Source organism: Prauserella endophytica, assembly GCF_005146945.1.
GTDB lineage: Bacteria > Actinomycetota > Actinomycetes > Mycobacteriales > Pseudonocardiaceae > Prauserella_A > Prauserella_A endophytica.
The window spans coordinates 1-12036 of the sequence record NZ_SWMS01000039.1; the positions used below are offsets into that span (position 1 = coordinate 1).

At 65.8% G+C, this 12036-nt stretch carries 11 protein-coding genes and 1 pseudogene; 6 read left to right on the forward strand and 6 right to left on the reverse strand.

Going from position 1 to position 12036, the window contains the following annotated elements; all coding sequences use genetic code 11:
- Positions 1-548: 548 nt before the first annotated feature.
- Positions 549-1001 (reverse strand): histone-like nucleoid-structuring protein Lsr2, encoded by a 453-nt coding sequence (locus FCN18_RS35685; protein ID WP_116052089.1) that lies wholly within the window; start codon positions 999-1001, stop codon positions 549-551.
- Between the two features lie 549 nt (positions 1002-1550).
- Between FCN18_RS35685 and FCN18_RS35690 the strand changes: the two genes are divergently transcribed.
- Positions 1551-1730 (forward strand): hypothetical protein, encoded by a 180-nt coding sequence (locus FCN18_RS35690; RefSeq protein ID WP_116052090.1) that lies wholly within the window; start codon positions 1551-1553, stop codon positions 1728-1730.
- Positions 1731-1882: 152 nt separating this feature from the next.
- Positions 1883-2149 carry a hypothetical protein gene (locus FCN18_RS35695; protein ID WP_228714296.1) on the forward strand — a complete coding sequence of 89 codons (267 nt, stop codon included), beginning with the start codon at positions 1883-1885 and terminating at the stop codon, positions 2147-2149.
- 8 nt (positions 2150-2157) lie between these two features.
- Here FCN18_RS35695 and istB read toward each other — a convergent pair whose 3' ends face one another.
- Positions 2158-2961 carry an IS21-like element helper ATPase IstB gene (gene istB, locus FCN18_RS35700; protein ID WP_116052088.1) on the reverse strand — a complete coding sequence of 268 codons (804 nt, stop codon included), beginning with the start codon at positions 2959-2961 and terminating at the stop codon, positions 2158-2160.
- Positions 2958-4589: an IS21 family transposase gene (gene istA / locus FCN18_RS35705; RefSeq protein ID WP_137097278.1), complete on the reverse strand. Its 1632-nt coding sequence runs from the start codon at positions 4587-4589 to the stop codon at positions 2958-2960. The genes istB and istA overlap by 4 nt, the downstream gene beginning before the upstream one ends.
- A gap of 249 nt (positions 4590-4838) precedes the next feature.
- Here istA and serS point away from each other — a divergent pair.
- Positions 4839-5900, forward strand: a pseudogene (gene serS, locus FCN18_RS35710) (serine--tRNA ligase); the annotation flags it as partial.
- Between the two features lie 112 nt (positions 5901-6012).
- Here the strand turns inward: serS and FCN18_RS35715 are convergent.
- The 3 genes from FCN18_RS35715 to FCN18_RS35725 are packed head-to-tail and all read right to left on the reverse strand — an operon-like array spanning position 6013 to position 8419.
- Positions 6013-6444: an NUDIX domain-containing protein gene (locus FCN18_RS35715; protein ID WP_116051873.1), complete on the reverse strand. Its 432-nt coding sequence runs from the start codon at positions 6442-6444 to the stop codon at positions 6013-6015.
- Positions 6445-6467: 23 nt separating this feature from the next.
- On the reverse strand, positions 6468-7184 hold the full coding sequence (locus tag FCN18_RS35720; protein WP_116051872.1) for a creatininase family protein: 717 nt from the start codon (positions 7182-7184) through the stop codon (positions 6468-6470).
- Positions 7185-7216: 32 nt separating this feature from the next.
- Positions 7217-8419: a helix-turn-helix domain-containing protein gene (locus FCN18_RS35725; protein ID WP_137097279.1), complete on the reverse strand. Its 1203-nt coding sequence runs from the start codon at positions 8417-8419 to the stop codon at positions 7217-7219.
- Positions 8420-9000: 581 nt separating this feature from the next.
- On the opposite strand from FCN18_RS35725, the gene FCN18_RS35730 reads away from it, so the two are divergent.
- The 3 genes from FCN18_RS35730 to FCN18_RS35740 are packed head-to-tail and all read left to right on the forward strand — an operon-like array spanning position 9001 to position 12015.
- Positions 9001-9570, forward strand: coding sequence for a DUF4254 domain-containing protein (locus FCN18_RS35730; RefSeq protein WP_116051870.1), 570 nt, complete (start codon positions 9001-9003; stop codon positions 9568-9570).
- Positions 9554-11431, forward strand: coding sequence for a hypothetical protein (locus FCN18_RS35735; protein WP_116051869.1), 1878 nt, complete (start codon positions 9554-9556; stop codon positions 11429-11431). The genes FCN18_RS35730 and FCN18_RS35735 overlap by 17 nt, the downstream gene beginning before the upstream one ends.
- The gene (locus FCN18_RS35740; protein ID WP_228714297.1) at positions 11428-12015 is read left to right on the forward strand and encodes a phosphoribosyltransferase; all 588 of its coding nucleotides are present in this window, start codon (positions 11428-11430) and stop codon (positions 12013-12015) included. Before FCN18_RS35735 ends, FCN18_RS35740 begins: the two co-directional genes overlap by 4 nt.
- Positions 12016-12036 lie beyond the last annotated feature (21 nt).

Sequence of the window (12036 nt, forward strand, 5' to 3'; positions counted from 1 at the left end):
CCTTTCTGGATCGCGTCGGGCAATCCGATCTTGGTCCATCCGCGGCTTACACAGTTGTCATGACACGGCCTATGGGTCCCCTCTGTCCGGTTCGCTCGTTCGAGTTCCCTCCGATCCTTGCGGGTCACGCCGCCCAGGGCAATCACTCAAGTTCCAACCCCACCGTGACCTGCACCGGCGCCGGGCGTAGAGACCCGGCGGATGCCGTAGACCCGATCTATGCTGCCCAACTGCGGATCAGTATTCGAAAAATTGCTGGAAATGCGGCGAGCGGCAGGTAGGGCCCGGCGGCGTTCTCTGCCCGCAGTGCCAAGAGCTGATTGCAAGCAGTAGGCCCCGCTTCTGGGACGAGCACACCGAAACCAACCAGCCCCCGCAGCCAATACCGCAACAGGACAGGGTGTAGGGCAGCGACCGGAGTCTGTTGCAGCGTTGGTCAGCGGCAGACGAAGCCACACCTTAAGGTCCTACAACTGCTCCGGGCTGATTCCGACGACGACTGTCAACTGTCTCCGCCTTGTGCGCATCGCGTGTCCTAGGGACAGCTGTCACACGCCAGCCTTCTTCTTCCTTGGTGCCCGCTTGCGCGTCGACTTGGCCGGAGCCTCCTCGACCGGCTCCGGTTCAACGAGCTGGGAGCTGGCTGGCTCGCCATTGTCGAACGCTTCGTAGATCTCTTTCGGGATGCGCCCGCGCTCAGCGATCGCGTAACCATTCTCTACTGCCCAAGCGCGCACCTGCTGGTTGCGCTCGCGGTCGGCCGACGTGGTGGCGCGGCCGCTCCCGGCCACTGTCGACTGACCAGCCGCCACCCGGACCTTGCGCCCGCCCGTGCGCAGGCCTGCCTCGACGTAGCGCTCGAACGTGTCACGCAGCGCCTGCGCATTCTCGTCCGAGAGGTCGATCTCGTACTGAACCCCGTCGAGGGCGAAAGGCACCGTCTGCGCCGCTTCGCCACCGTCGAGGTCATCAACGATTTCGACAAGAACCTTCTGAGCCATCAAGACAGCCTTTCACCAAGTCGAGCAGGGGCGCCGCGTCAGCGGAACAGCAACGACCCTACCGATAGTTCACCAGATCGGCGGTATGACACTCGCGCAATCAGCACGAGCTGCAGTCCTGGCAGGCGCCCAAGCGCCAGCGCCCTCAGCTCCGCAGCTGACCTCAAAGCGGGCGGACGCCCCTGCCCCGATTGCGCCATACTTCAGGTGCGGAAAGCCATAGCTCAGCAGCGAGTCCGGGAACAGTCGAGCCCGCGCCTTGTCGTTGCTCACTGCAAGGCTGTTCGTCTCGGTGCTCAATTGGGTACGGGCGCATATCGCAGCGGTCGATTTCTTGAGGTGTTGCTGCGCCCGGCATAGCCCTGAAGCCGCTGCTCAGTGGCGACAGGAGGGGTACGTGCACTGACTTGTTACCTGTTACGCATCCTGCTTTGCTGCGGAACCGCGGGTGGCATGTGGACCTCGGGGAATTCCCGCGAGATTCGTGTGCCCTACTTGCTACCGTCCGTACACGTGCTGCAGTAAGTAGAGACGAGGACGAGGCAACTCATGCATGATGCCCGCACCCTGCTCGACCTGGGCGAGGTAGCTGTTCACTCCCTGTCCAGGCGGGGCTACACGCTCGACCTGACCACGATTGAGGATCTCTTCACGCGCCGGAACTCCTCGATCAAGAGTGCGGATGAGTTGATTTCGGCAAGCCGAATTGGCCCCGGTTCGGCATTCTGAACTGGCCCCGGCGGCTGGGTTGCGGGATCGGTCGGCATCTTGATGTGGCCCCACCTGCCGTCGTCGGGCGTGGGGCGGCACTCTGATTTGGCCCCACTTCGTTCGGGTGTTTCTGCTGGTCGCAGGAGTGCTGGCCGGTGGACGATGGCGTGGTGAGTGAGCGTGAGCCCGGCCCGGTGATGACACTGGTGTGGGCGCTGGATGAGGTGTTCATCGGGTTCGCGGGCAAACCGGTCGCGGTGGTCCGCCGCGAGCTGGAGGACGCCTGTGAGGTGTGGGACTGCTGGCTGGACGAGGACACGCTGGACGTGTTCGCGGCCGAGATCGCCGCCGGCGAGCGGGTCGAGATCGACGCGGGAGCCATCCGCGTTCCGCCGGAGGGGCAGGTCGAGCCGGACTGGCGTGAAGCGCCGTTCTGACCGGGTGTTCAGCTGGCACGGGTGCTGCTGCGGCGGCGTTTGGTGGTGCGCAGCCGGAACGACTCGGTGCCGGTCTCGATGATGGACGCATCGAACGTCAAGCGATCGACAATCGCGGCGCAGAGCCGCGGATCGGTGAAGGTGCGAGCCCACTCGCTGAACGCCGAATTGCTCGCGATCGCGATGCTGGAACGTTCCTCCCGCTCGGTGAACACCTGAAACAGCAGCTCCGCGCCGCGGCGGTCCAGCTCGAGATAGCCCAGCTCATCAAGACACAACAGGTCGACGCGGCCATAGCGGGCGATGGTCTTGGACAGGTGCTTGTCGTCGGCGGCCTCGACGAGCTCGTTGACCAGCGCGGCGGCGGTGACGTAGCGGACCTTGAACCCGGCCTCCGCCGCGGCGGTGCCCAGCCCGATCAGCAGATGGGACTTGCCGGTGCCGGAGTCCCCGATCAGACAGACCGGTTGCCCCGCGCGGATCCAGGCGCCCTTGGCGAGGGTGTGCACGAGCGCCGGCGGGACGTTCGGATTCGCGGCGAAGTCGAAGTCCTCCAAGCGTTTCGTGCGCGGGAAGCACGCCTGCTTGACCAGCCGGGCCTTGCGGCGGACCTCGCGGTCCTCGCACTCGATGAACAGCAGCTCGGACAGGAAGCTCTTGTAGGTGGCCTGCTGCCGGGCCGCGGCGGCGGCGTTGTCGCCGAAGCGGTCGCGGATGGTGGGCAGCCGCAGGATCCGGCAGGCCTGCTCGATCGCGGCGTCGGCGGCTTCCTCGGTGATCTGGTCCCGGCCGCGGGCAGTGGTGCGGGTCATGAGACGTTCCCCTTCCTCGAAGGATTGCTGAGCAGCTGGTCGTAGGCCTCGACCGACGGTGCGGGGCGTGCGTCCGGCGGCAGTTCGGCGTCGCGGCGGCGGTCGGGCAGCGAGACGACCTTGCTGCGGCTGCGCTGCGGCCGTGGCAGCTCGGTGCTGGGTTCGCCGGCCGCGGCCGCGTGCTTGCGGGCCTCGATCGCCACCACGTCGGGTGAGACCGACCCAGCCTCGAGCGTGACGCGGATCCCGGCGATCACGTGCGCATGAGCCATCCGCCGGTGCAGCAGCAGAACCTCGATCAGCAACCGGGTCCCGGCCTGGTCGCCGTGCTTGGCCCGCGTGGCGGCCCAGAACGCGTCGTGTGTGGCGGTGAACCAGCCCTTCTGCCGCGCGTGAACCAGCGCGGTCGCCCCGCGCAGCGCACCGGGTTTGCCGGCCAGGACCTCAAGATAGTGATCGAGCACCAGGTGCTGCCCGCCTTTGGTGGTCATCCGCGGATGCCGCGCGACCTCCGTGGAGCCGTGGAATACCACCAGTTCTTCCGCGTCGAGCTTCGCCCGGACCGTCTGCCCGATCAGCCGGGCCGGGACCGAGTAGAGCGCTTGCCGGACGGTGATCCTGGCGTAGCGGTCCACCCGCGGTGTGGTGGTCAGCGCGATGTCGAACTCGTCCACCGGCAACGCCGCCAGCAGCGGTGTTTCGAGGGCGAAGTTCTGCCCGATCGTGGTGACCCGTTGGTCGATGTGGCGGGCGTCCTCGGCGTGGTCCGCCGCGGCGAGCTTGTCGTTGATGCCGGCCAGCCCGGAGATGTCGGCGATCTTCGGGACCGGGACGAACCAGCGTCGCCGGAACCGGCCGCCTTCGCCCTCGACACCGCCCTTCTCGTGCGCGCCTTCTTTGCCGGGCATGCAATAGAAACTGGTGACTCCGTAAGCGGACTTGAACAGCACCCACCGGTCGGTCTCAACACGTGAGCGTCCGAAGCAGACTCTCCGGACCGCTGAGGAGAGATTGTCGTAGCGGATATCTCCGGCCGGGACGCCGCCCAGTTCGGTGAACGCGGCGACATGACCGGCGAAGAACGCCTCTTGGCCCTGTGATGAGTAGACACGGTGAATTGCCTTGCCAGAGAAAGACATTCGCAGTGTGAAGAGGAAGCACTTGGTGTCGACGCCGCCGACGTTGACCCAGACTTCAGCGAAGTCGACCTCGGCGTCCTGGCCCGGAAGGTGGGTCTGCGGAACGAACCCGTCCATCACGCCCGCGCGGTTGCGGGCTTCCAGCACGATCTGCGGGCGGCGGGCCGCGACGTACTTCGACACCGTGCGATACGCGATCGTCGCGTCGTGCTCGTCGACCAGCCCCTCCCAGATCCGGTGCGCGGTGTGGCGTTGCTTACGCGGTGCGTTCAGATCGGCCTGCAGCATCTCGTCCATCGCCGCGCGCAGCGGCCCTGTCACCGGCGAAGACCGGGCCGGTGCCTTCCGCGGTGGCGGGACGGCCGAGCCGAGCGCGTGACGCACCGTCCGGCGGTGCACCCCATGCCGCTCAGCCAGCGCCCGGACCGAGAGCCCCTCCACCCGTGCATCCCGCCGGATCAGCGCGAACAACTCCACCCTCGACACCATTCCGGCTCCCACGCGGACGGCCCCTCACCGGCACTGTCCACCCAGGACCCTCAACTCGACCCGCCGACTCGCACACCACGAGCAGGAATTCGCCCGATCGGTGGGGCCCGATAGCGGTGCCGAACCGGGGCCAAATCACGATGCCACGGCCAATGAGTTGCGTGCCGAGTCCAAGAAGGTCGCCACCGAGGTGAGCAAGACCGCCAAGACCGGGGGCGACGCGACCGAGTTGAAGGAGCGTGCCCGGGCACTCAGGATCAGGTACGCGAGCTTGAGGAAGAGCAGGAGAAGGTCGAGGATGAGCTGCGCGAGATCCTTCTGACGATCCCGAACTTCCCAGCCGACGATGTGCCCGACGGAGTCTCCGAAGACTTCAACGTCGAGGTGCGCAAACACGGCACCCCGCCGAGCTTCAGCTTCGATCCCAAAGACCACGTGGACTTGGGTGAGGCGATGGGCATTTTCGACTTCGGCCGGGCCGCGAAACTCTCGGGTTCACGGTTTAGCGGCACCCGCGGGCCCGGTGCGGTGCTGGAACGGGCGCTGGTGACGTTCTTTCTGAGTCTGCATACGGGTCGTCACGACTATCAGGAGATCGGTGTTCCAAACCTGGTGAACCGGGCCACCATGACCGGAACCGGCCAGTTGCCCAAGTTCGAGGACGACCTGTTCCGTACCGGGGTGGCCGATCGGGAGCTGTTTTTGATCCCGACCGCCGAAGTGCCGTTGACCAATCTGCACGCCGACGAGATTCTGCCTTCGGAAGCACTGCCCTACGCCTATGCCTCCTGGACTCCGTGCTTCCGTTCCGAGGCCGGGTCGTACGGCCGAGACACGCGCGGAATCCTGCGGTTGCACCAGTTCTCGAAGGTCGAATTGGTGCGAATTGTGCGTCCTGAGGAGTCCCGCGCCGAGCTGGAGACGATGCTCGGACACGCCGAGGCATGCCTGGAAGAACTCGGGCTGGCTTACCGAGTTGTGGCCTTGGCTGCGGGAGATCTGGGCTTTGGTGCCACTTTCACCTACGACATCGAGGTGTGGTTGCCCAGCCAGAACACCTACCGCGAAATCAGCTCGTGCTCCGATTGTGGCACCTTCCAAGCCCGGCGAGCGGCGATTCGCACCAAGACGAAGGACGGCAAACGCGGGCTTGCCGCGACCTTGAACGGGTCGGGCCTGCCGATCGGCCGGACACTGGCCGCGCTTCTGGAGCAAAATCAGCAGCACGACGGCTCGGTAGTCATTCCCGAGGTACTGGTGCCGTTCACCGGCTTCCACCGTCTCGCAGCTGGCGGCACACCCGAGTCATAGACCGATACTCGCTGACGGCTGCGACTTCCCCCAGCGGCTAGGCTTTCCTCCCGAAAGCAGCTAACCGGTGTCACCAATCGCTAGACCTTCGCCCCAGGTAGGCGTCTGGTTACTAAATGGCCCAGCCACGCCAGAACGGGGCGCGTTCGTCCGCAGGGGACAGGAGCACGTCCTTGAGCGAGCTTGGTCGCACATCGGACCTAGCAAGATTGTCTATGGGGAGCCAATGGAACCCCAGGTGGGCTTCCTGGCTCGTAGGTTCGGCGTCTGCGATGTTCACCTCGAACACGAAGTTGAGTTCGTGATGAGTGGTGTCATCGTCGATGTAGCCATGCTCGATTACACCGAGGAGGCCCACGATCGTGGCCTCGATGCCGAGTTCTTCACCCAGCTCGCGGACCAAGGCACTTTCCACGCGTTCACCAGGTTCGAGGTGGCCACCAGGCAGGAACGACCAGGACTTGCCGTATTGGCGCACCAGGAGGAGCTGGCCGTCGCGGCGGATGACAGCACGGGCGATGATCTCGGTGGCAGTAGCGTTCATGGATCTGCCGCACCTTGTGCTGCTCACTCGTTGATGGCCTTGAGGTGATCGGCGAAGGATACTGTGAGGCTGTCGAGTGCGGCCTTGCCCTTGGCTGCTGTGGCTTCGGAAGGACGGCCAATGATGCCGTTGTGGGTGTAGCCCTTGATACCAGCGACAAGCAGGTGCGGCCGATCGCTGGCTTCGTGGTCTGCGTCGGGGTAGGTGTCACCGACCAGCTCAGGGTGCGTATACAGGAGAATTGAGGTCTCCATCTCGCCGCCGTGCATGTCGTCGTGATTGGTGCTGACGGTTCCGGCGTGGGCGCGGGCGGCTGCCCAGTCGTCGCGTCCGGGGAAGAGAGCGACGGTGCGGTCCTCCACGTTGGCTTGTTGGGTGATGTTGGAGAGCACGTAGTTGCCGCCGTGTCCGTTGACCAGGGCCAGCTTGGTGATGCCCGTCCGTGCCAGCGACGCGCGGATGTCGTCGATGACCGTGATCAGGGTGCTGGCGCTGATGCTGAGTGTGCCGGGATATCCGGGCAGGAGTTCGTGCTCGTGGGAGCACGAGAAGGTGATGGGTGGCAGCAGGAACAGGTCGTAGGTTTCGGCGATCCGCGCGGCGATCACACAGGCGATCACGGTGTCTGTCGCGAGCGGTAGGTGTTCGCCGTGCTGCTCGAAGCTGCCGACCGGCAGGACGGCGACGCGGGCGTTGCGGCGGGCTTCGTCGGCGGCGGTGGCGCTGGTGAGCAGGTCCACGCGGTTCTCCTTGGGTGTTGATAGGACGGGCGTCAGCGCAGTGTGGTTCGCAGCGTGTGGCGCAGGTGTCGGGCGTGGTCGTGTGCTCCCGTGGTGTCCAGCAGTTCAGCTGCCCGGTGAAGCTGATGCTTGGTGCGGGCGGATCGTGTCTCGGTGGTGATGGCGAGCGAGTGTTGCGCGACGGTGAGAGCTTCATCGGGTTGTTCGGTACCGGCGTGTGCGATGGCGAGTCGCGCGAGGCACAGGCCGAGGTCGCGTCGGAAGTCTGGGTGCCACTCGGCGAGTCCCTGCTGAAGGGTTGCGAGTGCCTTGGCTGGTTGGCCGAGTTCGACCCAGCAGTGGGCCGCTTCCATCTCGACGTAGCTGGGGGTGCAGTAGCGCGCGATGTCCGCGTCGTCGTCGGGGGCGTCCGCGGCGTGCTGGAAGGCGTGATCCAGTGCGCGGGCGCATTCGTCGTAGCTTCCGGCGAGCGCGTGGCCGTGTGCTTCCTGGCGTAGTGCGACAGCCTTGAGGCGCGGGGTCAAGGCGCCGGGCTTCTGTAAGGCTGCGCGAGCGAACGCGATGGTCAGGTCCGGCTTGCGCGCATCGCTGGCGATGTTGCTTTTGCGCATCCGGATGTAGGAGGTCAGGTGCGCGTCGCCTGCCTCTTGTGCAAGGTCGAGGGCAGTATTCGACCAGCGCATTGCGGTGTGAAGATCACCGGCATCTTGGTGGAGCCAGCCGGTGAACTCGGCGAACCGTGCTGTGACATGGAGCAGGTCGCCGCGATTTCGTTCGCGGCTTTCGGTGAGCAATCGTTCCGCGAAGCTCGTCTGCTGTGCGACGACGGTCAGCAGCGAGTGCGGCCCAGCGAGGTTGTCCGTGATCACGTACTGCTGCAGGGTGTTCAGTAGTGCACCCACCAGCGCCGGCTCGGTGCGCTCGGCTGCGGCGTGCACCATGGGCCCACCCGGCAGCCCGAGAACAGCGTTAGCTTTCGGCGACTCGTGATCAGCTTCGCCCACGTCGAACCACAGCAGCTCGGCGGGGATGCGCAGGCACCGGGCGTAGTGAACGAGCTTATCCAGATCACGCACACGGTTCCGCCCTGCCTCGATCCGGCTGAGTTGACCTTGGGTGATGTTCAACCAGCGCGCGACGTCGCTTTGCGGGAGGGGCTTGCGCCCGTGCGCGGGGTGTCGACGGTAGGCGCGTACAACCACACTCATATCTCGGGAAGTCAACGCATCCCGCATCTGGTCGCTGCGCCAGAAGCCGGGCCCGAACCGTGGGGATTCGTCGTGTTCGCCCCCATGAGTGCAGGGTGAGCACAGTGCCGCTGTGTTATCACGAGCCAGGCACGCTCCGCACCCTGCGCAGCATCGGCCGCCGCTGTGGCTCATGATCTCCACCTTCGATGATGATCGTTGTCGTCTCGATCCACGACCAGGCTAGCTCCGGAGAGGTCGGATATGCGCGTCGTGCATAGCGACTATGCGCGACGCGGCGTTCCTGGCGAGTCGATCGTTCCTAGCGTCAGCAGGCAGTAACCGCATGTTGACCGAGGTGGCGATAGCCGATGAACGACCGCACCCCATTCCACTCGGCAGCCGGCCGACGGAGCCTCTCCTGGGACAGGTGGCGCCTTCTTGCGTCCGCCGGGCGCTTCCTGCCGCTGCCCACGATCGACGGGCCTTGGTCGCTCGCTGCGCCGCCCGCCCACCGGCGCGGAGCCGGCACCGCGTGACCCCAAAGCCGCGCCTGCGCCGAGGACGCGCCCCGACCCTCTCGGCGCAGGCGCTTCCCCGTACACGGAACTCGACAGGAGGGTGCGGACATGGCCCACGCCGACGATCCGACCACGAACGCCGAGGTGAGCATGCGGGTTCGAGAGCTCTTGCTCCGCTCCGGACCGATCATTGAGGCCTTCCGCAGGACCACCAGAAACGACCACCCTGGCCACGTCGTCCTGGACATTGCGGCCGATCTTGCAAGCCATCATCAGCGGCAGTGGCAGGCCGAGAACGTCAGCCGGGCCGTGGGCATCTCGGGGGATGAGATCGCCGCCTGCAAGCAGCTCATCGACGAACTCAACGCCCAGCGTGTCGCCCTCGTCGAGCGGATCGATACGTGGGTGGCACGGGAAATTCCCAGCCGTGCTGACGCGTCGTTGCACACCGAAACGCTGGGCTCGGTGATCGATCGCCTCGCGATCGCCTGGGTGCGCGCCAGCAACCTGACGGATACGGGCGAGATCCGCGAGACCGCGCGCCTGGCGCTGCGGCAGCTCGCCGAGCTGGCCGATGCCTACGACGACTTGATCCGCGATGTCGCCGCGGGTCACCGACGACTTCCAGCATGGCGGTCCCTGAAGACCTATAGGAGCACACATGATCAGCAACGTTGATGCCAGAGTGGTCTCCCTCAACGGCGTCGACAACGTCGGGAAAACAACCCAACTGGCCTGGCTCTCCCGGAGCCTGCCCGGCGCACACCTCGTAGGCACCGTTGATCGATGGGACACCCGTTGGCAACAGGTCGCCTCGGGCGACTTCGCGCAGTGGTGGTTCGTTGCCTCGACCACCCCCGAGCACACCGGGTTGGTGCTGGGCAGTCACGCCGCTCGTCGCGCTGGCAGCGGGCAACTGGCGTTGGAGGACCGGGGATTACCCATGCTGCTGGCGACCTGTGCCGCCACCGCCGTGGTCAAGGACGGGTTCTCACCGGCTGACGCCCTACACCTGGTCGAGAACATCGCCACCGACCTGCCCGTCGCCGAACACCGCCGCGAAGTGCACGTGCTGTTGCGACGATCGCCAGATCCCGCCCGCGAGGCACACCAAGCGCTCCGTCGCGAGCCTAGGTCCACGGACCGGCGGTACGTGGCCTACCAGCATGCGCTAGCCGAGGTCGTGTCCCTTCAGGTCGCCCGCGGTGACTACCACACGGTGCTCGAAATCGAGGACGCTCCGATTCTCGATGTCCAGAATCGTCTCCGGGAGCACCTACGTGGATTCGGCGTCCATGCCGGTGCGCTACCGGTCGTCGCGTTGGATCGGCTCTGGGTACTGGCGGGTATGTCCGAGAGCGGCAAGAGCAGCGTGGGCGAGTTGCTCCGCGACGAGCTCGGGGTCACTCGCCTGAAGATCGGTTACCTGCTGGACGTGGCTGCACTGCGCGCCGGTGAGATCGACCCGTATGCCTGGTCGGAGTCGGAGCAGGCCGAACGGCTCACCGAGGAAGTCTTGCGGTTCGCCGAGACCACGAAGGCTCGCACGATCAGCGTAGAAAGTGCCCACCGTTTCGAGGCGACCGCGCACCTCAAGCGCGTATGGGGCGAGCACTGCCAGGTGGCGTATGTGGACGCTGACTCTGCTGTGCGGGCGAGTCGCGCGGCGGAAACAGAAGTGCGCTTACGTGCCCGCGATGAGACCAAGCACGAACGTGGCGCGGACCGCATCGTCGACATCGCCGATCACGTCATCGACAACACGGGCTCGCTGGCCGCGCTGAAGCTCGCAGTTCACCGGCTGGTAGCGACGGCAGACCTTCAGCATGTCGCGCTCGATACCAGTGATCCCGTTACCCACGCCGAGTGGCTGCGGCAGGCCAGCGATCACATTGTCGACGAGCAGGTTGCACTTGTCCTCGCCACAGGCACGACCGGCACGGCGGGTTGGCGGGACCGGTGGAGTGATCTGGACCTGCTTGTCGTGCGTGACACCGCACCGGCGGACTGGCTCCGCCGCACACTCGGCGCACTGCCAATTCCGGACGGGATCAAGATGGGGATCAGCACCTTCACGACGAGCGACATTGACGCCCTGCGAGTACCGCCCCGCGTGGTGCAATCGCTGCGCCGTGCCGCACAGGGAGTCGGGGTGATCTACCACCGGCCCGGCTACCGGGTTCCCGTCCCCGTCAGCGCACATGGGGACCGGACCAGTCGTGGGGAACTCGGGTTGATCCTGATGACCACACGGCGTCTGCTGGCCGCCCCCATGTTCGACGTGCGGGCCGTGCACAAGCATCTGGTGCTGCTGGCGAAGATCCTGTTGCGCGCTGATGGCTACCACTTCGATGACGTCGAGGACGTGTTGGCAGTTTTCCGCGATCTGCACCCAGACGCGGCCTGTGATCCCCCTGTCCTCGACGACCTGATCGACCGCTCCGATGACCCCGCCGTGCGTCAGCGGCTCCTCGAGGCCGCCGACCGGCTGTTGAGCTATGTCGATCGACTCGACCACATCGTGAGGACCAGCGCATGACTACCGAAAACCTGTCCACAGTCAGCGGGCACATGGCCGCCGACGGCGCCGCGTATGGCGCGTGCCGCGTGCGTCGTCTCGGTGTCGGTCCCGGCGCGCGTGAGGTTCGGATCGTGCACGAACTTGACGGCATTCTCGGCGAGGTCCATCCGGCGGCGTTGCTACGTACCGGCCATGCCTTGTGGCAGGCGTGGTGTCGCCATCCCGCTTTCACCATGCCCGATCTGCTGTTGGGCTTGGACGCGGGCGGGATTCTGCCGACTGTCGCGGTCGCGCTAGCCAGCGAATTGCCGTACCGCCTGGCGTGGAAGCTCGATCTCGATCTTCCGGACAAACACCAGTTCAGTGAACCCCACGCTCGACGCACCGAGGTTTTCACCTACGGCGACCTCGCCGGAGCGCGAGTGCTCGTCGTGGACGACGAGATCACCACGGGTGGGACGCTCACCAACCTTGTCGGCGTTCTGCGCAAAGCGGACGCGGAGGTTACCGGGATTGCATGCCTGATCGAGGACACCACCGGCGGTGCTCGCCGGGCGTTGCAGCCCTTGGGGGTGGCGCTGTGCACGCTGACGCATCTGTGAACCCGTGGGCGACCGGCACGG

Coding starts and splice junctions, on each gene's coding strand:
- FCN18_RS35715 (WP_116051873.1), bottom strand. CDS start 6,444: ATGAACGCTACTGCCACCGAGATCATCGCCCGTGCTGTCATCCGCCGC.
- FCN18_RS35730 (WP_116051870.1), top strand. CDS start 9,001: ATGGCCCACGCCGACGATCCGACCACGAACGCCGAGGTGAGCATGCGG.
- FCN18_RS35690 (WP_116052090.1), top strand. CDS start 1,551: ATGCATGATGCCCGCACCCTGCTCGACCTGGGCGAGGTAGCTGTTCAC.
- istA (WP_137097278.1), bottom strand. CDS start 4,589: ATGGTGTCGAGGGTGGAGTTGTTCGCGCTGATCCGGCGGGATGCACGG.
- FCN18_RS35725 (WP_137097279.1), bottom strand. CDS start 8,419: ATGCGGGATGCGTTGACTTCCCGAGATATGAGTGTGGTTGTACGCGCC.
- FCN18_RS35740 (WP_228714297.1), top strand. CDS start 11,428: ATGACTACCGAAAACCTGTCCACAGTCAGCGGGCACATGGCCGCCGAC.
- FCN18_RS35735 (WP_116051869.1), top strand. CDS start 9,554: ATGATCAGCAACGTTGATGCCAGAGTGGTCTCCCTCAACGGCGTCGAC.
- istB (WP_116052088.1), bottom strand. CDS start 2,961: ATGACCCGCACCACTGCCCGCGGCCGGGACCAGATCACCGAGGAAGCC.
- FCN18_RS35685 (WP_116052089.1), bottom strand. CDS start 1,001: ATGGCTCAGAAGGTTCTTGTCGAAATCGTTGATGACCTCGACGGTGGC.